The organism is Mycobacterium sp. ML4, from assembly GCF_054515735.1.
In genome coordinates this window covers 28,665-49,343 of record NZ_JBTNSY010000031.1, presented here as the reverse complement: position 1 = coordinate 49,343, position 20,679 = coordinate 28,665, and the positions used below count along the sequence as shown (strand labels likewise).

The 20,679-nt window shown below is 66.6% G+C and carries 22 protein-coding genes; 11 read left to right on the top strand and 11 right to left on the bottom strand.

The window, feature by feature from the left end:
• Nucleotides 1-2 precede the first annotated feature (2 nt).
• A complete protein-coding gene (locus ACX9NE_RS26050; RefSeq protein WP_459364751.1) occupies nt 3-734 on the bottom strand; it encodes an enoyl-CoA hydratase in 732 nt (243 codons plus the stop codon).
• A 28-nt stretch (nt 735-762) separates the two neighbouring features.
• Here ACX9NE_RS26050 and ACX9NE_RS26045 point away from each other — a divergent pair, with 28 nt between their 5' ends.
• From ACX9NE_RS26045 to prrB, 5 genes are all read left to right on the top strand, one after another.
• Nucleotides 763-2,253: a carboxyl transferase domain-containing protein gene (locus ACX9NE_RS26045; RefSeq protein ID WP_459364752.1), complete on the top strand. Its 1,491-nt coding sequence runs from the start codon at nt 763-765 to the stop codon at nt 2,251-2,253.
• 193 nt (nt 2,254-2,446) lie between these two features.
• Nucleotides 2,447-3,031 (top strand): TetR/AcrR family transcriptional regulator, encoded by a 585-nt coding sequence (locus tag ACX9NE_RS26040; RefSeq protein WP_459364753.1) that lies wholly within the window; start codon nt 2,447-2,449, stop codon nt 3,029-3,031.
• A gap of 131 nt (nt 3,032-3,162) precedes the next feature.
• Nucleotides 3,163-3,777, top strand: a complete 615-nt coding sequence (locus ACX9NE_RS26035) for a TetR/AcrR family transcriptional regulator (RefSeq protein ID WP_459364754.1) — start codon at nt 3,163-3,165, stop codon at nt 3,775-3,777.
• A 62-nt stretch (nt 3,778-3,839) separates the two neighbouring features.
• Nucleotides 3,840-4,541 carry a two-component system response regulator PrrA gene (gene prrA, locus ACX9NE_RS26030; protein WP_036364553.1) on the top strand — a complete coding sequence of 234 codons (702 nt, stop codon included), beginning with the start codon at nt 3,840-3,842 and terminating at the stop codon, nt 4,539-4,541.
• A 25-nt stretch (nt 4,542-4,566) separates the two neighbouring features.
• A complete protein-coding gene (prrB, locus tag ACX9NE_RS26025) occupies nt 4,567-5,907 on the top strand; it encodes a two-component system sensor histidine kinase PrrB (protein WP_459364784.1) in 1,341 nt (446 codons plus the stop codon).
• 13 nt (nt 5,908-5,920) lie between these two features.
• Here prrB and arfC read toward each other — a convergent pair whose 3' ends face one another.
• From arfC to arfA, 3 genes are read right to left on the bottom strand one after another with little or no spacing between them, the layout of a single operon-like run.
• A complete protein-coding gene (gene arfC / locus ACX9NE_RS26020; protein WP_459364755.1) occupies nt 5,921-6,610 on the bottom strand; it encodes a channel accessory protein ArfC, sunset domain variant in 690 nt (229 codons plus the stop codon).
• A complete protein-coding gene (arfB, locus tag ACX9NE_RS26015; protein ID WP_459364756.1) occupies nt 6,607-7,173 on the bottom strand; it encodes a channel accessory protein ArfB in 567 nt (188 codons plus the stop codon). The genes arfC and arfB overlap by 4 nt, the downstream gene beginning before the upstream one ends.
• A 14-nt stretch (nt 7,174-7,187) precedes the next feature.
• On the bottom strand, nt 7,188-8,222 hold the full coding sequence (arfA, locus tag ACX9NE_RS26010; RefSeq protein ID WP_459364757.1) for a channel-forming protein ArfA/OmpATb: 1,035 nt from the start codon (nt 8,220-8,222) through the stop codon (nt 7,188-7,190).
• A 100-nt stretch (nt 8,223-8,322) separates the two neighbouring features.
• Between arfA and ACX9NE_RS26005 the strand changes: the two genes are divergently transcribed.
• Entirely contained in the window at nt 8,323-8,586 is a 264-nt protein-coding gene (locus ACX9NE_RS26005; RefSeq protein WP_459364758.1) for a DUF2630 family protein, read from the top strand.
• An 8-nt stretch (nt 8,587-8,594) separates the two neighbouring features.
• A complete protein-coding gene (locus ACX9NE_RS26000) occupies nt 8,595-10,151 on the top strand; it encodes a phytoene desaturase family protein (RefSeq protein ID WP_459364759.1) in 1,557 nt (518 codons plus the stop codon).
• Nucleotides 10,152-10,236: 85 nt separating this feature from the next.
• On the opposite strand, the gene ACX9NE_RS25995 is transcribed toward ACX9NE_RS26000, so the two are convergent.
• From ACX9NE_RS25995 to pdxH, 3 genes are all read right to left on the bottom strand, one after another.
• On the bottom strand, nt 10,237-11,529 hold the full coding sequence (locus ACX9NE_RS25995) for a citrate synthase (RefSeq protein WP_459364760.1): 1,293 nt from the start codon (nt 11,527-11,529) through the stop codon (nt 10,237-10,239).
• A gap of 232 nt (nt 11,530-11,761) precedes the next feature.
• A complete protein-coding gene (locus tag ACX9NE_RS25990; RefSeq protein WP_459364761.1) occupies nt 11,762-12,040 on the bottom strand; it encodes a response regulator transcription factor in 279 nt (92 codons plus the stop codon).
• A 402-nt stretch (nt 12,041-12,442) separates the two neighbouring features.
• Nucleotides 12,443-13,102 carry a pyridoxamine 5'-phosphate oxidase gene (gene pdxH, locus ACX9NE_RS25985; protein WP_459364762.1) on the bottom strand — a complete coding sequence of 220 codons (660 nt, stop codon included), beginning with the start codon at nt 13,100-13,102 and terminating at the stop codon, nt 12,443-12,445.
• Nucleotides 13,103-13,172: 70 nt separating this feature from the next.
• Between pdxH and ACX9NE_RS25980 the strand changes: the two genes are divergently transcribed.
• Nucleotides 13,173-14,294, top strand: a complete 1,122-nt coding sequence (locus ACX9NE_RS25980) for a citrate synthase 2 (protein WP_459364763.1) — start codon at nt 13,173-13,175, stop codon at nt 14,292-14,294.
• Between the two features lie 12 nt (nt 14,295-14,306).
• Here the strand turns inward: ACX9NE_RS25980 and ACX9NE_RS25975 are convergent, their stop codons facing one another.
• Nucleotides 14,307-14,639 (bottom strand): SDR family NAD(P)-dependent oxidoreductase, encoded by a 333-nt coding sequence (locus ACX9NE_RS25975; RefSeq protein WP_459364764.1) that lies wholly within the window; start codon nt 14,637-14,639, stop codon nt 14,307-14,309.
• A gap of 219 nt (nt 14,640-14,858) precedes the next feature.
• On the opposite strand from ACX9NE_RS25975, the gene ACX9NE_RS25970 reads away from it, so the two are divergent.
• The gene (locus tag ACX9NE_RS25970; protein WP_459364765.1) at nt 14,859-15,317 is read left to right on the top strand and encodes a VOC family protein; all 459 of its coding nucleotides are present in this window, start codon (nt 14,859-14,861) and stop codon (nt 15,315-15,317) included.
• Here the strand turns inward: ACX9NE_RS25970 and ACX9NE_RS25965 are convergent.
• Nucleotides 15,314-17,002: an FAD-dependent oxidoreductase gene (locus ACX9NE_RS25965; RefSeq protein ID WP_459364766.1), complete on the bottom strand. Its 1,689-nt coding sequence runs from the start codon at nt 17,000-17,002 to the stop codon at nt 15,314-15,316. The genes ACX9NE_RS25970 and ACX9NE_RS25965 overlap by 4 nt on opposite strands.
• A 19-nt stretch (nt 17,003-17,021) precedes the next feature.
• Entirely contained in the window at nt 17,022-18,059 is a 1,038-nt protein-coding gene (locus ACX9NE_RS25960) for an AurF N-oxygenase family protein (RefSeq protein ID WP_459364767.1), read from the bottom strand.
• A gap of 206 nt (nt 18,060-18,265) precedes the next feature.
• Between ACX9NE_RS25960 and serC the strand changes: the two genes are divergently transcribed.
• Together serC and sepH are read left to right on the top strand one after the other, a co-directional pair.
• On the top strand, nt 18,266-19,396 hold the full coding sequence (gene serC, locus ACX9NE_RS25955) for a phosphoserine transaminase (protein ID WP_459364768.1): 1,131 nt from the start codon (nt 18,266-18,268) through the stop codon (nt 19,394-19,396).
• Nucleotides 19,397-19,619: 223 nt separating this feature from the next.
• On the top strand, nt 19,620-20,405 hold the full coding sequence (gene sepH, locus ACX9NE_RS25950) for a septation protein SepH (RefSeq protein ID WP_459364769.1): 786 nt from the start codon (nt 19,620-19,622) through the stop codon (nt 20,403-20,405).
• Here sepH and ACX9NE_RS25945 read toward each other — a convergent pair.
• Nucleotides 20,402-20,677, bottom strand: a complete 276-nt coding sequence (locus ACX9NE_RS25945; protein WP_459364770.1) for a DUF2537 domain-containing protein — start codon at nt 20,675-20,677, stop codon at nt 20,402-20,404. The two genes, sepH and ACX9NE_RS25945, sit on opposite strands and share 4 nt — an antisense overlap.
• Nucleotides 20,678-20,679: the final 2 nt, after the last annotated feature.

Genomic DNA, 20,679 nt, shown 5'->3' with positions numbered 1-20,679 from the left:
AGTTAGGCCCCCTGAAAGTTCGGCGGTCGCTTCTCGATCCGTGCGACCTGCGCCTCGATGACATCCTGACTGCCCCACGCCCTGTCGAACAGGTCCTTGTGCTCGGGCCGTGGTTCTTCAATCGAGCCGTCGTCGTTGAGTACCCGCTTGGCGTGCTGGATAGCCAGCGGCGCCAGGCCGGAAATCTCGTCAGCCCACTCCTGGGCGTCCGCGAGCGTACCGATCCGGTTCGCCATTCCGGTCTGCAGCGCCACGTCGGCAGCCAGTTTCTCGGCGGTCAGCAGCATCGCCCGCGCCCGGCCATGACCGACCAGCGACGACAGCCGGCGGATGCTCCAGTTATCCAGGGCCAGGCCGTATTTCGACGTCGGGAACTGAAAGAACGCGTCCGGGGCGACGACCCGGAGGTCACACTGCATCGCCAATTGCAGGCCGGCGCCGATAGCGGGTCCATTGATGGCGCCGATGACCGGAACCGGAACCGCGTCCATGACCCGGTGCAGCTCGACGAGCCGGTCAGGGTAGTCGGCGGCGAAGGCATCCCCGGACAGGTCGGCGCCGGCGCAGAACGCCGTACCCTGGCCGGTCAGAACGACCGCCCGGGCTTCTCCCCCGCCCGCTTTGAGCAGAGCTTCCCGCAGTTCCTCGACAAGCTGCGAGTTCAGGGCATTGCGCCGCTCGGGCCGCTGCAGCTCGATGGTCATGACTGCTTCGGTCTGGGTGATACCGATCATGGGCGCCAGGATATATAGCCTCGTCCCTGTGAGCCGGATCACGACCGACCAACTCCGCGACGCGGTGCTTGACGAGGGCTCTTTCGTCAGCTGGGACACCCGGCCGTTGGCATTTCCGATCTCGGACAGCTATGCACGCGAGCTGGCCGAGGCCCGGGCAGCCAGCGGCCGCGACGAGTCGGTATCGACCGGCGAAGGACGAGTGTACGGACGACGGGTGGCGGTGGTGGTCTGCGACTTCGGCTTCCTGGCCGGATCGATCGGGGTAGCGGCAGCCGAGCGGATTACCGCCGCGGTGCAGCGGGCGACGACCGAACGGCTGCCGCTGCTGGCGTCGCCGAGTTCCGGAGGCACCCGCATGCAGGAAGGCACGGTGGCGTTCCTGCAGATGGTGAAGATCGCCGCGGCCGTCAAACTGCACCGGCAGGCGCATCTGCCTTACCTGGTCTACCTGCGCAATCCGACGACCGGCGGGGTCTTTGCCTCGTGGGGATCGCTGGGACACGTGACCGTCGCCGAACCGGGCGCCCTGATCGGGTTCCTCGGCCCACGCGTGTACGAGCTGCTCTACGGGCAACCATTTCCCACCGGCGTCCAGACGGCGGAAAACCTCGAGACCTACGGGGTGATCGACGGCGTCGTAGGGCTTGGCGACCTACGGGCGACGCTGCACCGGGCGCTGACGGTGATCGCCGACGCTCCCGACTCCCCTCCGCCCCGCCCGCACCCCGAGCCGGTTCCCGATGTGCCCGCCTGGGATTCGGTGCTCGCCTCGCGCCGTCCCGACCGGCCCGATGTGCGCTTTCTGCTGCGCCATGGTGCTACCGACCGGGTCCTGCTATCCGGCACGGGTCGGGGTGAGGCCGCGACGACGCTGCTCGCCCTGGCTCGCTTCGGAGGTCAACCGGTGGTGGTGCTGGGCCAGCAACGGGTGGTTGGCGGGATCGTGGGTCCGGGTTCGCTGCGCGAGGCCCGCCGCGGGATGGCTCTGGCCGCCGAACTTCGCCTGCCGCTGGTGCTGGTGATCGACACCGCCGGCCCGGCGCTATCGGCCGAAGCGGAACAGGGCGGGCTGGCCGGCCAGATAGCCCAGTGCCTGGCCGAGCTCGTCACGCTGGATACGCCGACGGTGTCGGTGCTGCTGGGCCAGGGTAGCGGCGGTCCCGCGCTGGCGATGGCGCCGGCCGACCGGGTGCTGGCGGCGCTGCACGGCTGGCTTGCGCCGCTGCCTCCGGAAGGAGCCAGCGCGATCGTCTTCCGGGACATCGAACATGCAGCCGAACTTGCTGCGGCACAGGGCATCCGGTCGGCGGACCTGCTGGCATCGGGAATCGTTGACGCGATCGTTCCCGAGCAACCCGATGCGGCCGATGAACCGGTCGAATTCTCTCGACGGCTCGCCGCGGCCATCGCCACCGAAGTTCACGCCCTGCGGGACGTGCCCGGGCCGCAGCGCCTGGCCGCCCGCCTGGAGCGTTACCGTCGCATCGGGCTGTCCGAGACCGAGCGGTTCAGGTAGCGCTTGTCTACCGCTCATCACCCAGCCGCCGGCTGGCACGAATGCGACGGTGTATACGATGCATTAATATATTGTATGACCCAATGCATCAGATTTCTCTTCAGATCTCAATATGCTGACCCCCGCCCACCGGGTTGCGCGAACGAGACGCGGTGACCAGGTGAGTTCGCCCAGCCGCGAAAAGGCAGCGCGAGTGACCAAGCGCCGCGCCGAAACGCGCCGAAGGCTGATCGGCGCGGCGGTTGAGGTGTTCGCCGACAAGGGTTACGGACAGGTCACCATCAAGGACGTGTGCACCGCGGCGGGTTACACACGAGGGGCTTTCTACTCCCAGTTCGACAGCCTCGAGGAACTCTTGTTCGTCGTCTATCGCCAGTGGACGACACAGATCGCCGCTCAGGTACGGGACGCCCTGGACGCGGCAGAGCCAGCCACCGGCATCACGAAGACCGTCGCACGCGTGATGGAAAGCCTGCTTTTTCAACGTGATTGGCTGCTGGTCAAGGCCGACTTGCTGTCGGTTGCCGCCCGCAACCCCGAATTGGCACACCGGTGGTCGGTGCACCGCGGGCAGTTGCGTCTGATGATCGAGGAACTGGTGACCGCCAGCGGCGTCGAGTTGGCGGACTCGGCCGGCTCGGCCAGCGACACGGCACGGTCCATCATCGCGATATACGACGGCCTGGGCACCCAGGTGCTGCTCGACAACGATGGAGCCGGCGCGCACGCCTCCCTCACCAGGCTGCTCAGTGCGCTGCTGCCCCCCGCCGCTTCCTGACCCGGGGCGGTGTGGCTTCCAGATCCACATGTCTTCGATCACGAATCACTCACGTTGATCGAGCCCAAGTGGCACCTCACGTATCCGATCTGGCAATGTATCGGCTACACAGCGAATCGGAGGCAACACTGATGCCAACAGCAACGACCGCCGCCAAGCCGCCGAGGGTCACCAAACGTCGCGCCGAGACCCGTGCCCGGTTGATGGCCGCCGCGTTTCGGGTGTTCGCCGATAAGGGATACGGCCACGTGACCATCGAGGATGTCTGCGAGGCCGCGGGCTACACCCGAGGCGCGTTCTACTCGCAGTTCGAGAGCCTGGAGGAACTGTTCTTCCTGCTCTACGACCAGTGGGCAGCCCGGACCGCCGAGCAGGTCCGCACCGCCATGCAGGGTGCGGACCCTGTCACCGACCTGCCGGGCGCCGTCGAGCGCATCGTCGACACCTTGCTGCTCGAACGCGACTGGCTGCTCATCAAATTCGATTTCCTACTGCATTCGGCCCGCAACCCCGAGTTGGCCCATCGCTGGGAAGTCCACCGCGCGCAGCTACGAAAAGTCATCGAGGAGCGCTTGATCGCCAGCGGCATCGGCTTCCACCAGGCCATCGACACCGTGACCGACACCGCCCGGGCTATCATCGCCGCCTACGACGGCGTCACAGTGCAACTTCTGCTCGACAGCGACCAGGCCGCCGCACGCGCGTGGCTCACCCAGCTGATGAACGTAGTACTGACCCGCGGCTAGCCGCACGTAAGGATGCCCCGCGCCTCCCACCGCCGTAGCGATCAATCAGGCAAGATGGGCGCATGGATACTGGCGTGAACTCACCTCGGGTCTTGGTTGTCGACGACGACTCCGACGTGCTCGCCTCCCTGGAACGGGGTCTGCGGCTGTCCGGGTTCGAGGTATCCACGGCGGTTGACGGCGCCGAGGCCCTGCGTAGCGCGACCGAGACCCGGCCGGATGCGATCGTGCTCGACATCAACATGCCCGTTTTGGATGGCGTCAGCGTAGTCACCGCGCTGCGGGCAATGGACAACGACGTGCCGGTCTGCGTGCTCAGCGCCCGCAGCTCAGTCGACGACCGGGTCGCGGGGCTGGAAGCCGGCGCCGACGACTACCTGGTCAAGCCGTTCGTGCTGGCGGAGCTGGTGGCACGGGTGCGCGCCCTGCTACGCCGCCGCGGTGCCACCGCGACCTCCTCCTCGGAGACCATCACCGTCGGTCCGCTGGAGGTGGACATCCCCGGTCGGCGCGCCAGGGTCAACGGTGTCGACGTGGACCTGACCAAGCGGGAGTTCGACCTGCTCGCTGTGCTGGCCGAGCACAAAACCGCGGTACTGTCCCGTGCGCAGCTGCTCGAGCTGGTGTGGGGCTACGACTTCGCGGCCGACACCAACGTCGTCGACGTCTTCATCGGATACCTTAGGCGCAAGCTGGAAGCCAACGGCGGTCCACGGCTGCTGCACACCGTCCGCGGTGTCGGTTTCGTGCTCAGGATGCAGTGAGTCCGGTGGGTGTTCAATGGTGGCAGTGAACATCCTGTCGCGGATCTTCGCCCGTACCCCGTCGCTTCGGACTCGGGTGGTCGTGGCGACGGTGATCGGCGCGGCGATTCCGGTGCTGATCGTCGGCGCGGTGGTCTGGGTCGGCATCACCAAAGACCGCAAGGAACGCCTGGACCGCCGGCTGGATGAAGCAGCCGGATTCGCGATTCCGTTCGTGCCGCGCGGCCTGGACGAGATCCCACGGTCCCCGAACGACCAAGACGCGCTGATCACGGTACGCCGGGGCAACGTGATCAAGTCGAACTCCGACATCAACCTGCCCAAGTTGCAGGCCGACTACGCCGACACCTTCATTCACGGGGTGCGCTACCGGGTGCGCACCGTCGAGATCCCGGGACCGGAACCCACCTCGGTCGCGGTCGGCGCAACCTACGACGCCACCTACGCGGAGACGAACAACTTGCATCGTCGCGTGCTGCTGATCTGCACCCTCGCGATCGGTGCCGCCGCGGTGTTCGCCTGGCTGCTGGCCGCCTTCGCGGTGCGACCGTTCAAACAGCTGGCTGAACAGACCCGGTCGATCGACGCGGGCGACGAGGCGCCGCGAGTCGAAGTGCACGGGGCCAGCGAGGCGGTGGAGATCGCCGAGGCCATGCGCGGCATGCTGCAGCGAATATGGAACGAGCAGAACCGGACTCAGGAGGCGCTCGCCTCGGCTCGCGACTTCGCCGCGGTTTCCTCGCATGAGTTGCGGACACCACTGACGGCGATGCGGACCAACCTCGAGGTCCTGGCCACCCTCGATCTGCCCGACGATCAACGCAAAGAAGTGCTCAACGATGTCATTCGCACCCAATCGCGGATCGAGGCCACGTTGAGCGCGCTCGAGCGGTTGGCCCAGGGTGAACTGTCCACTTCCGACGACCACGTGCCCGTCGACATCACCGATCTGCTCGACCGCGCGGCGCACGACGCCACCCGCATTTATCCCGACCTCGACGTCTCGCTGGTGCCGTCACCGACCTGCATCATCGTCGGGATGCCGGCCGGGTTGCGGCTGGCTGTCGACAACGCCATTGCCAACGCCGTCAAACACGGCGGTGCCACCCACGTGCAGTTGTCCGCGGTCAGTTCACGGGCCGGGGTCGAGATCGCCATCGACGACAACGGCAGCGGGGTGCCGGAGGAAGAGCGCCAGGTGGTGTTCGAACGATTCTCCCGCGGTTCAACGGCATCGCACTCGGGGTCGGGCCTGGGGCTTGCGCTAGTGGCCCAGCAGGCTCATCTGCATGGGGGCACGGCGTCGCTGGAAAACAGCCCGATGGGCGGGGCGCGTCTGGTGCTGCGCCTTCCCGGGCCGAGCTAGACGCCGGAGGCGATCACGACTTACGAGCGCTCTTGCGCCATGGCGTAAAAAAGGCACGGGCAGCGAATTCCTCGTCCTGGAACCAGACTTGGGCCTCGATGTCGTCGTAGCAGGCATCGTCGGGACTGTAGGAGAGCCTGGAATCCATGCGGCCCTTGACCGTCCAGCCTTCCGGTCCGCTGCCATCGGGATTAGCGCGCATGGAACCTGCTCCGTAAGGCGCGTACGGCACCAGGGGCGTCGCCGTTGCCGGTGTTGGGGGGCTGGCTGAAATCTTCTCCGTCGCAGCGTCTTTCGGGACGGGCCGGCGCCGGGTCGCGGGACCTTTCGGCTTGGCCTTCACCTTTGCCGCCGCCGCCTTCTTCGCCGGCCTCTTGCCTGGGATCCTCTGCGTCGCTGCGCCTTTCACGACGGGGATCCGCTCCGTCGCAGCGTCGCCGGAGACTGCTTTGCGCTTGCGCGGCGGCGCTTTGGACACGGCCTTCTTCTTGGCCGGACCCGCTTTGGCAGCGGGTACTTTCCGCGTCGGCGGTTCGGCCGCCGGGGTTTTCATCACCGGCTCGGGTTTCGGCCGGGGCGCGGGTTCAGCCAGAACCCAGGCCGGCATCTGGGTTTTGGCGGGTCGGGCCATCATCGTGAACGTCAATACCATGCCCAGCGCGAACGAGACGCCGGCCAGCCACCAGTGCACGTGGCCGATCATCGTTTCACCCCGATGCCCGGCCAGGCAGACGGAGGCGCCGGCCACTGCGGTTGCGGCAAGTCCGGCTCGGGCTGACCCTCCGGCTCCGGTTCGGGCTGGGGCTCCTCTGTTTCGGCGGCCGGCTCCTGCTCCTCGGGTTGCGGCTCGTCCGGCTCCGGCTCCTCGCGATCGGGCTCGTCCGGCTCCGCTTCCAACTCCTCGGGCTCGGGCGACTGCGGCTCGGGCCCGACGGGGTCGGGCTCGGGCTCGTCCGGCTCCGAAACCTCAGTGACCGGCTGAGCAGTCGCCGGCCACAAGAGCTGCTCGAATGTCTGAGGCTCCTGCTCGGTGGACGCCGCCTCGAATTCAGGCCACCGCGGCGGCGGCGCATCGACCTCAGGCCCGGGCTCAGCTGCCGCAACCGGCTCGAGCTCGGAAGCGGGATGTGAAACAGGTTGAGGTGCGATCTCCGCCGGCGCGGGCGCGGTTCTGGTTTTGATCAGCAACGAGACGATCCCGTAGGCGACAGCCGACCCGGCTACGAAAGCAGCCAGGTAGACCAACCACTGGATCAGGAAACTCATGTCCGGCTCTCCCCCTAGCTGACCACGATTTCGGCGCGACGGTTCCTGGCTCGACCCTCGCTCGTGTCGTTGCTAGCTATCGGATTGGCCGACCCCATGCCTTTGGCAGTGACGCGGACTCGCGGTACCCCGTTGGCAATGAGGAATTCGGCTACCGCTGTCGCTCGCTGCGTGCTCAACGGGATGTTAATGGCTTCAGCGCTGCTGTTATCGGTGTACCCGTTCACCGTGATGCGTGCAGCGGGGCATGCCTTGAGCTGGTCGGCCACCTTGATCAGGATCTGGGTGTCTTCGGGAGTGAGGCTCACGCCGTCGCTGCCGAAGGCCAGTGGACCGCCGGTCAACTTGTTGATGACCGCTTGGAGGTCGTTGCACGCAGGAGGACCCGGAGCCGGCGCAGGCGACGACGCCGGCGGCGCGTTCAGCGTGACCTGGCCCCTTGCCGTGATGTTGTTCACGACGTTCAACCCCGGCCAGGCGCTGACTGTCGCGCGCTGGACGGCAACCTTCTGGTCGGGCGATGCGGCAGTGCCGCTCAAGGTGATCGTGTCTTTCTCCACCTTGAGGCTGAAGTCCGGAATTTGCGCACTTGCGGTGAAAACCGGTTCTGCGACGGCGAAATCGGCACTGTGTACCAGGGGATCGATATTGATCTGGTCAACGACGGTGACGCCGGGTGTGATGAAAGCTTTGAGTGACTTCATCAACCCGGCCTTGGCGGCCTCGTCAGGGAAATCGCCGATCAGCGTGACGGTGTTGCCGTTGCGACTGATCGACAGCAGTGCCAGAGACTGGCCCGGGACGATGGACAAGCGCGGCGGAATGGCGGGTGCGGCGGTGAGGCTCGGCAGGTCACCGGTCGGTCCGTTGATCCCCTTGGGTCGTTCGTATGCGCCGAATCCGATCATCGCCAGCAGGAGCGGAATCACTGCTGCACCGATCAACCAGGGGCGGCCGGGTTGCTGGCGGTGGTATCGCGGGGTGAGTTGAGCATGGTTGATTTGACGGGCGGGCACGGTCGCTTCGTCCACCCCCGCTTCTGAACCCACCATCGCTCCTTACTCTGACCGCCGCTGTTCGCGCTTCCAGGCGATATGAGCCTACCGAGTCCACACCCGATCCCGAGCCAACCTGCGGCAGACTGGAGCGATGGCCAACGGAAGCAAGCCCACGGACAGCGACACCCTGGCGCACATCCGCGACCTCGTCGCCCAGGAGAAGGCGTTGCGGGCGCAGCTGCAGCAGGGCGCCATCACGACCGACGAGGAACACGGGCGGTTGCGCCGGCTCGAAGTCGAACTCGACCAATGCTGGGATCTGCTGCGACAGCGGCGGGCGCTGCGGGAGACCGGTGGTGACCCGGGCGAAGCCTCCGTGCGGCCGGCCGACGAGGTCGAAGGTTATCTCGGGTAGCGCGCCCGGTGGATAACGCCGATGTCGACGTTGTCATCGTCGGGGGTGGACACAACGGGCTGGTCGCGGCCGCCTACCTGGCCCGGGCGGGCCTTCGGGTGCGCCTGCTCGAACGTTTGCCGCAGGTCGGCGGCGCCACCGTATCCGCCCAGGTCTTCGAGGGTGTCGACGTACGACTGTCGCGCTATTCGTACCTGGTGAGCCTGCTGCCGTCGCGCATCCTTAACGACCTGGGAGCGCAGCTGCATCTGATCAAGCGGCCCTACTCCTCTTACACCCCGGATCCCGGGACGGCTGGACGCACCGGACTGCTGGTCGGAGCTCATGACAGCTTCGCCGCCATCGGGGCGGCCGCCGACGAGGACGGCTTCGCCGCCTTCTATCGCCGCTGCGGGCAGGTGACCCGCCGGCTGTGGCCCACCCTGCTCGAACCGCTGCGGACCCGCGAGCAGGCCCGCCGGCTCGTCGTCTCCGGCGGTGGCCCCGCGGCGGCGGACGCCTGGCGTGCCATGGTCGACGAGCCGATCGGGCAGGCCATCACCGACGCTGTGGACAGCGACCTGGTCCGCGGAGTGATTGCCACCGACGCGCTGGTCGGCACCTTCGCCCGCCTGGGCGACCAGTCGCTGCTGCAGAACATCTGCTTCCTGTACCACGTGATGGGCGGCGGCACCGGTGACTGGAACGTCCCGGTCGGGGGGATAGGCGCGGTGTCCTCGGCGCTGTCGGCTGCCGCACTTCGCCATGGGGCCGAAATATTGACGGGTGCAGATGTTTTGGCAGTCAATCCAGAAGGCGAGGTGCGCTACGTCAGCCACGGAGACGAACGTCGGGTCCGCGCACGCTTCGTGCTGGCCGGCGTCGGGCCGGCGGTAATGGCCGGCCTGCTCGGGGAGCCGGCGCCATCGGTGGCGCCGGGTCCGCAGGTCAAGGTCAACATGGTGCTGCGCCGACTGCCGCTCCTGCGGGACGGCAGTGTGACGCCCGACCAGGCATTTGCCGGCACGTTTCACGTCAACGAGACGTGGTCGCAACTCGATGCGGCGTACCTGCGGGCGGCGGCCGGACACCTGCCGGACCCGTTGCCGTGCGAGGCGTACTGCCATTCGCTGGCCGATCCCAGTATCGTGTCGTCGACACTGCCCGGCGTCCAGACCATGACGGTGTTCGGGTTTCACACCCCGCATTCGGTGTTCGGTTCCGGCGAGCCGGGCCGGCTTCGTCAGCAGTTGACCGATGCGGTGCTCAAATCGCTGAATTCCGTTCTGGCTGAACCCATCCAGGATGTGCTGCTACCCGACGCGCGTGGCCGGCCCTGCCTGGAAACCACGACCACACTGGATCTGCAGGATCGGCTGGCGATGACCGCGGGCAACATCTTCCACGGTGCGCTGTCGTGGCCGTTCGTCGACGACGACGATCCGCTGGACACGCCGGCGCGCCGCTGGGGCGTGGCGACCAGACATGAGCAGGTCATGGTGTGCGGTGCCGGCGCCCGGCGTGGTGGGGCGGTATCGGGCATCGGCGGGCACAACGCTGCGATGGCGGTGTTGGCCTCGCTGTAACCGTGCGGGCCACACGGGCGAGCAGACGCAAAATCGCCCCGGAACGCCTGTCCCAGGGCGATTTTGCGTCTGCTCGCGCTACAACCTAGCGGGCGTCGACCCCGACGTAGTCGCGCTCGGTGTAGCCGGTGTAGATCTGACGCGGACGGCCGATCTTGCTGTCGCCCTCGTCATGCATCTCACGCCAGTGCGCGATCCAGCCCGGCAGCCGGCCCAACGCGAAGAGCACGGTGAACATCCGCACCGGGAAGCCCAGGGCCCGGTAGATCAGCCCGGTGTAGAAGTCGACGTTGGGGTAGAGCTTGCGCTCGATGAAGTAATCGTCGGTCAGCGCCGCCTCTTCGAGCTGCTTGGCGATGTCCAGCAGCGGGTCGCCGCCCAGCTTGGCCAGGATCTTGTCGGCCTGCTCTTTGACGATCCTGGCCCGCGGGTCGTAGTTCTTGTAGACGCGGTGACCGAAGCCCATCAGCTTGACGCCGGCCTCGCGGTTCTTCACTTTGCGGACGAACTCGCCCACGTCGTCGCCGCTCTCGCGGATCTGCTCGAGCATCTCGAGCACCGCCTGGTTGGCGCCACCGTGCAGCGGGCCCCACAGGGCGTTGATGCCGCCGGAGATCGAGGTGAACAGGTTCGCCTGCGAGGACCCGACCAGACGCACCGTGGACGTCGAACAGTTCTGCTCGTGGTCGGCGTGCAGTATCAACAGCATGTCCAGGGCGCGGACCACCTCGGGGTCGGCCTGATAAGGCTCGGCGGGCAGCCCGAACGTCATCCGCAGGAAGTTCTCGACCAGGCTCAGCGAGTTGTCCGGGTAGAGGAACGGCTGGCCCACCGACTTCTTGTACGCGTAGGCGGCGATGGTGGGCAGCTTGGCCAGCAGCCGGATGGTGGACAGCTCGACCTGGGTGTTGTCGGTGGGGTCCAGCGAATCCGGGTAGTAGGCCGACAACGCGTTGACCGTGCTGGAGAGCACCGGCATCGGGTGGGCGTTGCGCGGGAATCCGTCGAAGAAGCGCTTGAGGTCCTCGTGCAGCATGGTGTGCAGCTGGATGCGCTGAGTGAACTCGGCCAGTTGGTCGCTGGTGGGCAGCTCGCCGTAGATCAGCAGGTAGGAGACCTCGATGAAGGTCGATTTCTCGGCAAGCTGGTCGATCGGGTACCCGCGGTAGCGCAGAATCCCGGCGTCGCCGTCGATGTAGGTGATGGCGCTCTTGCAGCTCGCGGTGTTGACGAAGCCGTTGTCGAAGGTGGTGTGCCCGGTCTTCGACAGCAGCGGACCCAGCGCAATGCCGTCGGCACCTTCGGTTGCATGGACGACCTTCAGGTCGATCTCGCCCCCCGGGTACTTCAGAGTTGCGGTGTCGTCGGTGTCGCCCACGAGAACCCCTTTGCGCTCAGGCTTTGATATGGCTACCCGCCCTAGGTGCATCATCGGTGCACTAGGTGCGTATAGGTGAAGGTAGTCGTTATCTCAACCGGGTGCCCTCTCGGGGTCGGATCTGCACGTCGGGCGCCTGATGGCGACACCGGAACTCGGCGCAACGTCCTGGTCGGAACCCTGTTCATGAGCAATGACCGAGTGGCTCGGGCGCGGTGCTGGCGAATCGATGTCACCGGGTACCTGCCCGGCGACAGTTCATCAGGGCGGCGAGCTGGTCACGAGTCGTAGTTCCGGTTTTGGCCATCGCCCGGTAAATGTGGCTTTCGACGCTGCGTACGGACAGAGATAACCGTTCGGCCACTGCGCGGTTGCTCAGCCCCTGGCCGATCAGCATGACGATTTTGCCCTCCCGACCGGTGAAGGGCAGGGGTTCCCGGGCCTGCCGCAGCGCCGGAGTCCATGCGCCGCACTGTTTCGACAGCGCGTCCGCACGTGTCGCGCAACCCATGACAGCATCTGGGCGGCATCACCCTCAGCCAGGGCGGTTGCGAACCTAGACGCGACACCGGCGCGTGGCCCTTCGACGATCGTTTGGAGTTCGCGCAGTCTCGTCGCGGCCGAGGGGTCACCGAATTGGACGGCGGTCTGCAGGCTCAGCACTTCGGCGGCGAATTGACCTTTGGCGGAGGACCTTTGGGCCGCCGATCGCAGTTCCGCGACGGCCGCGCTGACACGCTGATCGAGTTGCTGTGGGTGCTCGAGTCTCCGCGCACCGCCGCCTGGTCCGCGAACATTCGCATCGACGCCGAGCCCTACGGGAACCGGTGCGGCATCACGTGCCCCAAAGCGTGGCACCAGGGGCGGGCTTCGTCGCAAAACCTCGGGTCACGCGGGGCGGGTCGGCAACGGGCTAAGGCTGCAACCGCTCGACGCGGCCGTCAATCACCCGAATCCGGTTGTGCAGTCTGTTTTCCCGGCCCTGCCAGAACTCCACGACTTCCGGAGATATCAGGTACCCGCCCCAGTTCGGCGGGACCGGGATCTGCTCGGTATCGGCGAAGCGTTCGGTAACCTCGGCGAGCTGAGCGAGCAGCGCCGCGCGTGACGCGATGGGTTGCGATTGGCGCGATGCCCATGCCCCCAGCTGCGAACCGCGTGGCCGCTTGGACCAGTAGTCGGCGGTGTCGTGCGCGTCGACCCTGCTCACCGCGCCGCGGATGTGGATCTGTCGGCCCAGCAGATACCAGGGGAAGGTGGCCGATGCGTACGGCGTCGCGGCCAGATCGTGGCCCTTTGCCGAGTCGTAATTGGTGAAAAAGGTGATGCCCGTCTCGTCGGCGCTTTTGCACAACACCGAGCGGCTGACCGGCTTGCCGTCAGCGACCGTGGCCACCACCATTGCGTTCGGCTCGGCGATTCCGGCCTCTTGAGCGTCGTGGATCCACTTGCGAAACAACGAAAGCCAGCCGTCGTCAAGCCAGTCCGCATCGAGGTCGGGACTACCGTCCTTTTCGACGGAGCCGTACTCCACCCGCATCCCGGCCAGGTGCTGCTCATGAGGTTCGGTCACGGCCCAACGCTACTCGGGCCCGTTACCGGCCGATAGCAAGCGGCTGGGACGAGGGTGCAAGAATCTGCCCATGACTGTGGTCCCGGAGGATTTTGTCCCAGGCCTGGAAGGTGTGGTGGCCTTCACCACCGAGATCGCCGAACCCGACAAGGACGGCGGCGCACTGCGCTACCGCGGCGTGGACATCGAGGAGCTGGTGGGTCAGCACGTCACATTCGGCGACGTATGGGCGCTCCTGGTCGACGGCGAGTTCGGCCGCGGACTGCCGCCTGCTGAGCCCTTCCCGCTGCCGATCCACACCGGTGACGTGCGGGTCGACGTGCAGGCCGGCCTGGCCATGCTGGCACCCATCTGGGGATACAAGCCACTGCTGGACACCGACGAGGGCACCGCGCGCGACCAGCTCGCCCGGGCTTCGGTGATGGCGTTGTCCTACGTCGCGCAATCGGCCCGCGGCATCTACCAGCCGGCCATACCTCAGCGCGTCATTGACGAATGCTCGACTGTCACAGCACGTTTCATGACTCGCTGGCAGGGCGAACCGGACCCCCGGCACGTCGAGGCGATCGATGCCTACTGGGTGTCGGCCGCTGAGCACGGCATGAACGCGTCCACGTTCACCGCCCGCGTCATCGCCTCAACCGGCGCGGACGTGGCCGCCGCACTGTCCGGGGCGATCGGGGCAATGAGCGGGCCTCTGCACGGCGGGGCGCCGGCCCGCGTGCTGCCGATGATCCAAGAGGTGGAGCGCACCGGAGACGCGCGTGGCCTGGTGAAGGGAATTTTGGACCGCGGCGAGAAGCTGATGGGCTTCGGGCACCGGGTGTATCGCGCCGAAGACCCGCGGGCGCGGGTGCTGCGGGGCACCGCTGAGCGCCTGGGTGCCCCGCGCTACGAGGTCGCCGCCGCGCTGGAGCAGGCGGCACTGGCCGAGCTTCGGGAGCGCCGCCCGGACCGGGCGATCGAGACCAATGTCGAATTCTGGGCCGCCGTCATCCTGGACTTCGCTCAAGTTCCGGCGAACATGATGCCGGCGATGTTCACCTGCGGACGTACGGCCGGATGGTGCGCCCACATCCTCGAGCAGAAGCGGCTGGGTAAGTTGGTGCGGCCGGCGGCCATCTACGTGGGGCCTGAACCGCGAAGCGTGGAATCCGTCGCGGGCTGGGATCGGGTTCTCACGACTGCATAGCAGCGGACGGCGTCAGATCGCCACCTGATTGGTCGAGGAACCGCGGATCACTGAAGTGATGGCGCGACCGAATCGGCGTTCCACCGAGCTGATCAGCTTCATCACCTGCGCCTGATCGGTGCTGTCGGCGGCAACGGCAAACACCTGCGAGGCGCTGTAGCCGTGCACCACTCGGCTCAGCTGGCCGACGTGGCGCCCCGAGACCGCCACGGAATATCCCGCGGCCAGCAGCGTTCGCGCGGCGAAGTACCCGGCATCGGTCCCCGCGTCCATGACCAGGAACAGTTTGGGTTGATCGACCGGCAACGCCGGCGTCTGCGGCTGCGCAGGTGCGGTGAGCGACATAAGGCACAACCCTATTGATGTCGGCCCGGGTCGCGGAATCCGCCGATCGGACAGTTCCGGAGGAAATCGGCGTCATCCGATCGGGGGCATCGGCCCTCCCCCGATCGGCGCCTCGCGCTGTCAGTGCCTTCCATTAGTGTCCGCGATGAGAAATGCCGGCCGGTTCGGTCAGTACTTATGAGCCCGGCCGGGCGATTCCAACAACCGAAGGAGCAACACATGGCTATTGCCGTCGAACCCGCAGTGATTCCCCATCTCATCGTCGACGATGCCGCCGCCGCCATCGACTTCTACGTCAGAGCCTTCGACGCCGTCGAAATGGCCCGCATTCCGGGTCCGGACGGCCGACTGATTCACGCCGCGGTTCAGATCAACGGGTCGATGGTGATGCTCAACGACGACTTCCCGGAGATGTGCAACGGCCAGTCGATGACCCCGAAGTCGCTCGGCGGCACGCCGGTCACCATCCATCTCACCGTCACCGACGTCGAGACCAAGTTCCAGCGGGCTCTCGACGCCGGCGCGACGGTGGTCATGCCACTGGAGGATCAGTTCTGGGGAGACCGTTACGGCGTCCTCGCCGACCCCTTCGGGCACAACTGGTCGCTGGGACAACCGGTCCGCGAAGTCAGCATGGAGGAGATCAAGGAGTCGGTGTCCGCCCAGGCCACCGGCTAAGAAGAGCGCAACCGAGCCAGCAGGCGCCGTCCTTTCGACGGCTCCTGCGGCCTGGCGGCCGCCGCAAGCATGTCGGCGACATCGGTGAACTTGTGGCGTGGCCGGCCGTTCTCGCCGCCGCGCGCCACTTCAGCCGCATCGATGGCCCGCCAGCCCGCCGAGTCGACGACATCGGGCTGACGGGTCGTCACAAGGCTGGACAGCGCCACCCGGCCCGCCACCGGATCGGTCAGTCTGCCCGCATTGAAGTCGGCCACCAGGGCCTGCACGGTCTCGAATGAGCACGACTTGTTGGTGCCGATGAAGCCGCTCGGGCCACGTTTGATCCAGCCCGCGACGTAGGCGCCGGGGACTGGATCGCCGGTGCCGGTATCGACGACCCGTCCTGAGTCGTTGGGGACGACACCCGCCGCGTCGTCGAACGGGAGGTCACGAACAGGCTTGCCGCGGTAGCCAATCGAGGTCAGGATCAGGCCGGCGTCGATCCGGCGGCACTCGCCGGTGCCGGTGACGGCGAACTCGACCGAAGCCACGCGCTCATCACCGATGATGCGTTGCGGCGTCAACCCGTAAGCCAGCCGGATTCGTGGCCGCGACGCCGGAATCGAGCCGTCGCCCAGGGTGCGAAGGATCTCCAGCTTGTGCCTGGTCGACACATCCGTTGCCGTGGCCAGATCATCTCGAACCCGACGGTGGTCCGCGGCGTCAAGCACGACCTCGCAGACGCCCGTGAGCCCGATCAGTTCGGGCAGCGTGAATGCGGAGTCGGCCGGTCCGCGACGGGCCGCGATCACCACCTCGCGCACAGCCGATCTGCGGAGCGCTTTCAACGCGTGGTCGGCGATGTCGGTGCGGGCCAGCTCGTCCGGGTCGGTGATGAGCACCCGAGCCACGTCGAGTGCGACGTTGCCGTTGCCGATCACCACCGCCCGCTCGTGGCTGAGATCGATTGGCAGTGCGGCGTATTCGGGGTGACCGTTGATCCATGCGACCAGCTCGGTGGCCGTGCCGGTGCCTTGCAGCCCCATCCCATCGATGTCGAGCCGACGATCATTGGGCGCGCCGACCGCATACAGCACGGCGTGGTGGTGGGCCAGCAGCTCAGCGTGGCTGATGTGCCGGCCCACCTCCACGTTGAGGTAGAACCGGAAATGATCGTGCCCGGCTACCCGGTCGAACAACCGGGTGACCCGCTTGGTGTGCTGGTGATCTGGCGCCACACCGGCACGCACCAGACCGTAAGGCGTGGGCAGCTTCTCGAAGACGTTGACCCGCACGTCCTCCTGCACAAGCAGCTCGTCGGCAGCGTACATCGCCGCCGGCCCCGACCCGACGATGGCGACGGTCAGTGGCCGGCGCCGCGCGTGCACCTGCGCGGCCGGAATCACCGACGCCAATTTCGATGTCGGCGGTAGCTTCACATCAGCGGGGCGGTCGGGATAGAAGGACGCGTTGATCGCCACGAAGGGCAGTTGCCCGGCATCCAGCTTGCTGTCCGGGACGATCGCACCGACGGGACAGGCACTCACGCATGCGCCACAGTCGACACATGCCACCGGGTCGATGTAAAGCATCTCCGAGGTCGCGTAACCCGGTTCGTCCGGGGACGGGTGGATGCAATTGACCGGACACGCGAACACGCAGGACCCGTCATTGCAGCACGACTGCGTAATCACATGCGGCATAACAGAACTCGCGGACTCCTCAGGCAGCGGGCGCAGCTGTCAAGTGCTGGCGCTGCGGCTCGCTACGGTAACGCGACGGCTTACCGTTGATCTTGCAGATCCGCCACATGAGCCGGGCGGAGCGGTTCTCCATCAGCCCCGTGTCGTAGGCCAGCGTCCGGACATCTGCGAACATGTCGCGCAACCACTTTCGCGATTCAGGCGAGCCGAAGAAGAGTTCCTTCTTCACCGAACGCGGAATGTCGAACTCCTGCCAGAACGCCTTCGGCGGGATCAGGATCGCATTGCACAGCGCCCGCATGGTCAGCGGGAAGTACAACGAAACCCAGAAGCGTTGACGACGAGTAAGATTCGGCAACCGGCGTCGGAGAAACTCGTGCGCGAAGGATATATGGCGCGCTTCTTCGGCCACGTGGATGGCCATCACCCGCTCCATGATCGGATGCAGCGACTTGCCTTCGCGCAGCACCTGTTTCTGGGTGTGGTCGATAGGCTCTTCGCCGGCGAGCACACCGATGAAGAACGCCACAGGCAACGGGCCGGCCACCAGCGGAACGAAAGGCGAGATCCAGCGCAGCCGTCGCGGCATCCCAGGGACGTCTGCGCCGACCCGGTTGACCATCTCCTGAAACATCATGGTGTGGTTGCACTCTTCGACCGACTCGTGCAGGCAGTAACGGTATTCCGGCGAGCCGTTGGGCACCCAGAAGGTGTAATTCATCAGTCCGCGGATCAGAATGGATTCGAAGTGCAGCCCTACCTTGGCCACGTTGGCCTGCCGCCACATCCCGATCTTGATCTTCTTCGCCTCGGGCTGCGCCTGATACCAGGGGTGGCGGCCCAACGGGTCGGAAGCCGGCAGAATCCACCGGGGATCGTTGTCGGTGACAGCGAATTCCGTTGATTCCCAGTCGATATCGGTATACGGATTGAAGTTTCGCCGCACCGAGCCCTCGGACAGGGTGGCGAGCATGTCCACATAGTCAGCGTCGTCGCGTACCTCCATATTGCGGCGCCAACGTCTAACCAAGCGCGTCCTGGCAGTCGCAGCAACCATCAGAAGCCTCCCCAGCGAGGTTGAGATCCGGACGAATAAAGAACACGGTACCGCCGGTACTGGGAATTCTCCAGGGCGGTTCCGGCCGTTGTGATCCAGGCCGCACAACAGGGCAGTGTGTGTGCTAGCTCACAGCCATCGCCTCCACCAGCGAAAATGGAGACCGCTTGGCATGCGACGCTCGGCCGCTCACTACCCTGTTCACCATGGCTGACCAGCTCACGAGCTCCCTCGAGATTCCCGCCGACCTCAAACCGCGCGACGGCCGCTTCGGCTGCGGTCCGTCGAAGGTGCGGCCCGAGCAGTTGCAGACGCTGAGTACCAGCGCTGCCGCCCTGTTCGGCACCTCGCACCGTCAGGCGCCGGTCAAGAACCTGGTGGGCCGGGTGCGTTCAGGGCTCGCCGAGCTGTTTTCGCTGCCCGACGGATATGAGGTGGTCCTGGGCAACGGCGGCGCCACGGCCTTCTGGGACGCAGCGGCCTTCGGCCTGATCGACGAGCGCTCGCTGCATCTGACCTATGGCGAGTTCAGCTCGAAATTCGCCTCGTGCGTCGCCAAGAACCCGTTCGTCGGCGACCCGATCATCATCAAGGCCGACGCGGGATCCGCGCCCGAGCCTCAGTCCGACCCGTCGGTCGACGTGATCGGTTGGGCCCACAATGAGACCTCGACGGGCGTCGCGGTGCCGGTGCGGCGCCCCCCCGACGCCGGGGACGCCCTGGTCCTCATCGATGCCACCTCGGGTGCCGGCGGTCTGCCCGTCGACATCAATGATGTTGACGCCTACTACTTCGCGCCGCAGAAGAACTTCGCCAGCGACGGCGGCCTGTGGCTGGCCCTCATGAGCCCGGCGGCGCTGGCCCGGGTCGAGGCCATCGCCGGCTCCGGTCGCTGGTGCCCCGACTTCCTGTCGCTGCCGATCGCCATCGAGAACAGCGTCAAGAACCAGACCTACAACACCCCGGCCATCGCCACGCTGGTATTGCTGGCCGAGCAGCTCGATTGGTTGCTGGGAAACGGCGGCCTGGACTGGGCGGTCAAGCGGACGGCGGACTCGTCACAGCGGCTGTACTCCTGGGCCGAGGAACGGTCCTACACCACCCCGTTCGTTGCCGACCCGGCGCTGCGTTCGCAGGTGGTGGGAACCATCGACTTCGTCGACGACGTCGACGCCGCCGTGGTGGCCAAGACGCTACGGGCCAATGGCATCGTCGACACCGAGCCGTACCGCAAACTCGGCCGCAACCAGTTGCGCATCGCCATGTTCCCGGCCGTGGACCCTGACGACATCAGCGCATTGATCAACTGCATCGACTGGGTGGTCGAGCGGCTGTAGCGCTGCGACGATGCGGGCCGGCTGGGCCCGCTGAGGAGCAGGGCAGTCCGGCCTAGCGCTGCGACGATGCGGGCCGGCTGGGCCCGCTGAGGAGCAGGGCAGTCCGGCCTAGCACCGGAGCAACCATCCAGCGTGTCAGTACCGGGTTAGCGGAGTTCGCTGCACTAGAGTTCGCACGTAACGATTCCGTTGCTGACCTGCACGGAGTCTGCGAGGAGAAGCCATGCGGGAACTCAAAGTGGTTGGGCTCGACCCCGACGGCAAATACGTCCTCTGCGAAGGTGCCGGCTCGGCCGAGAAGTTCCGACTGCCCGCCGACGAGCGCCTGCGGGCGGTGCTGGACGGTGAGCCGATACCCCCCGAGCAGCCCGCGCTGGACATTGTCGTGACAAACATGTTGAGCCCCAAAGAGATTCAATCCCGGATCCGCGCCGGGGCGTCAGTCGAACAGGTGGCCGCTGCGTCTGGGTCAGACGTCGCGCGCATCCAACGGTTCGCCAACCCGGTCTTACTGGAGCGGTTTCGTGCGGCCGAGCTGGCAACCGCCGCGCATCCGGTGCTGGCCGACGGCCCCGCGGTGCTCAGCTTGCTGGAGACAGTGACTGCGGCGCTGGTGACCCGGGGCCTGAGCCCGGAGAAACTCACCTGGGACGCCTGGCGCAACGAGGACTGCCGCTGGACCGTGCAGCTGGGGTGGCAGGCCGGCCGCTCGGACAACGTGGCGCATTTCCGTTTCACACCCGGAGCGCACGGCGGCACCGTGACCGCCATCGACGACGCGGCCAGCGAACTCATCGACCCGGACTTCAAGCCGCGGCAGCTTGCACCGGTGGCGCACCTCGCCTTCGACGCCGATGCGCCTGCGAGCCCCGCACAACCCGCCGCGCCGCCGACGCAGCCCGGCGCACCGACCCCCTCCGGCGAACAGCCAACCGGTAGCCGACGTGGCAAGCCGGCCATCCCGGCCTGGGAGGACGTGCTGCTCGGCGTCCGCTCCAGCGGGCGTTAGCGGCCTAGCAGCGTCATCGCCAGTAACGACAGCCACGCCCCGAGTACGCCGGCCGCCGCCCCCAGCACGAACCACCGCAGCACCAGCTTGTGCCGCCAGCCCCACACCGTGGGTGCCAGTCCCCCTACCGCCACCAGGTTGAGCCCTATGGCCAACAGCGGATGCACCCGGATCAGCCCGAGGCTGAGCACCACTATCGCAGCCCCGGTTACGGCCGCGACGAAACCGGCCACCGCCAAACCCGTTGCCCAGGGCACGGACTCATCGTTCACGT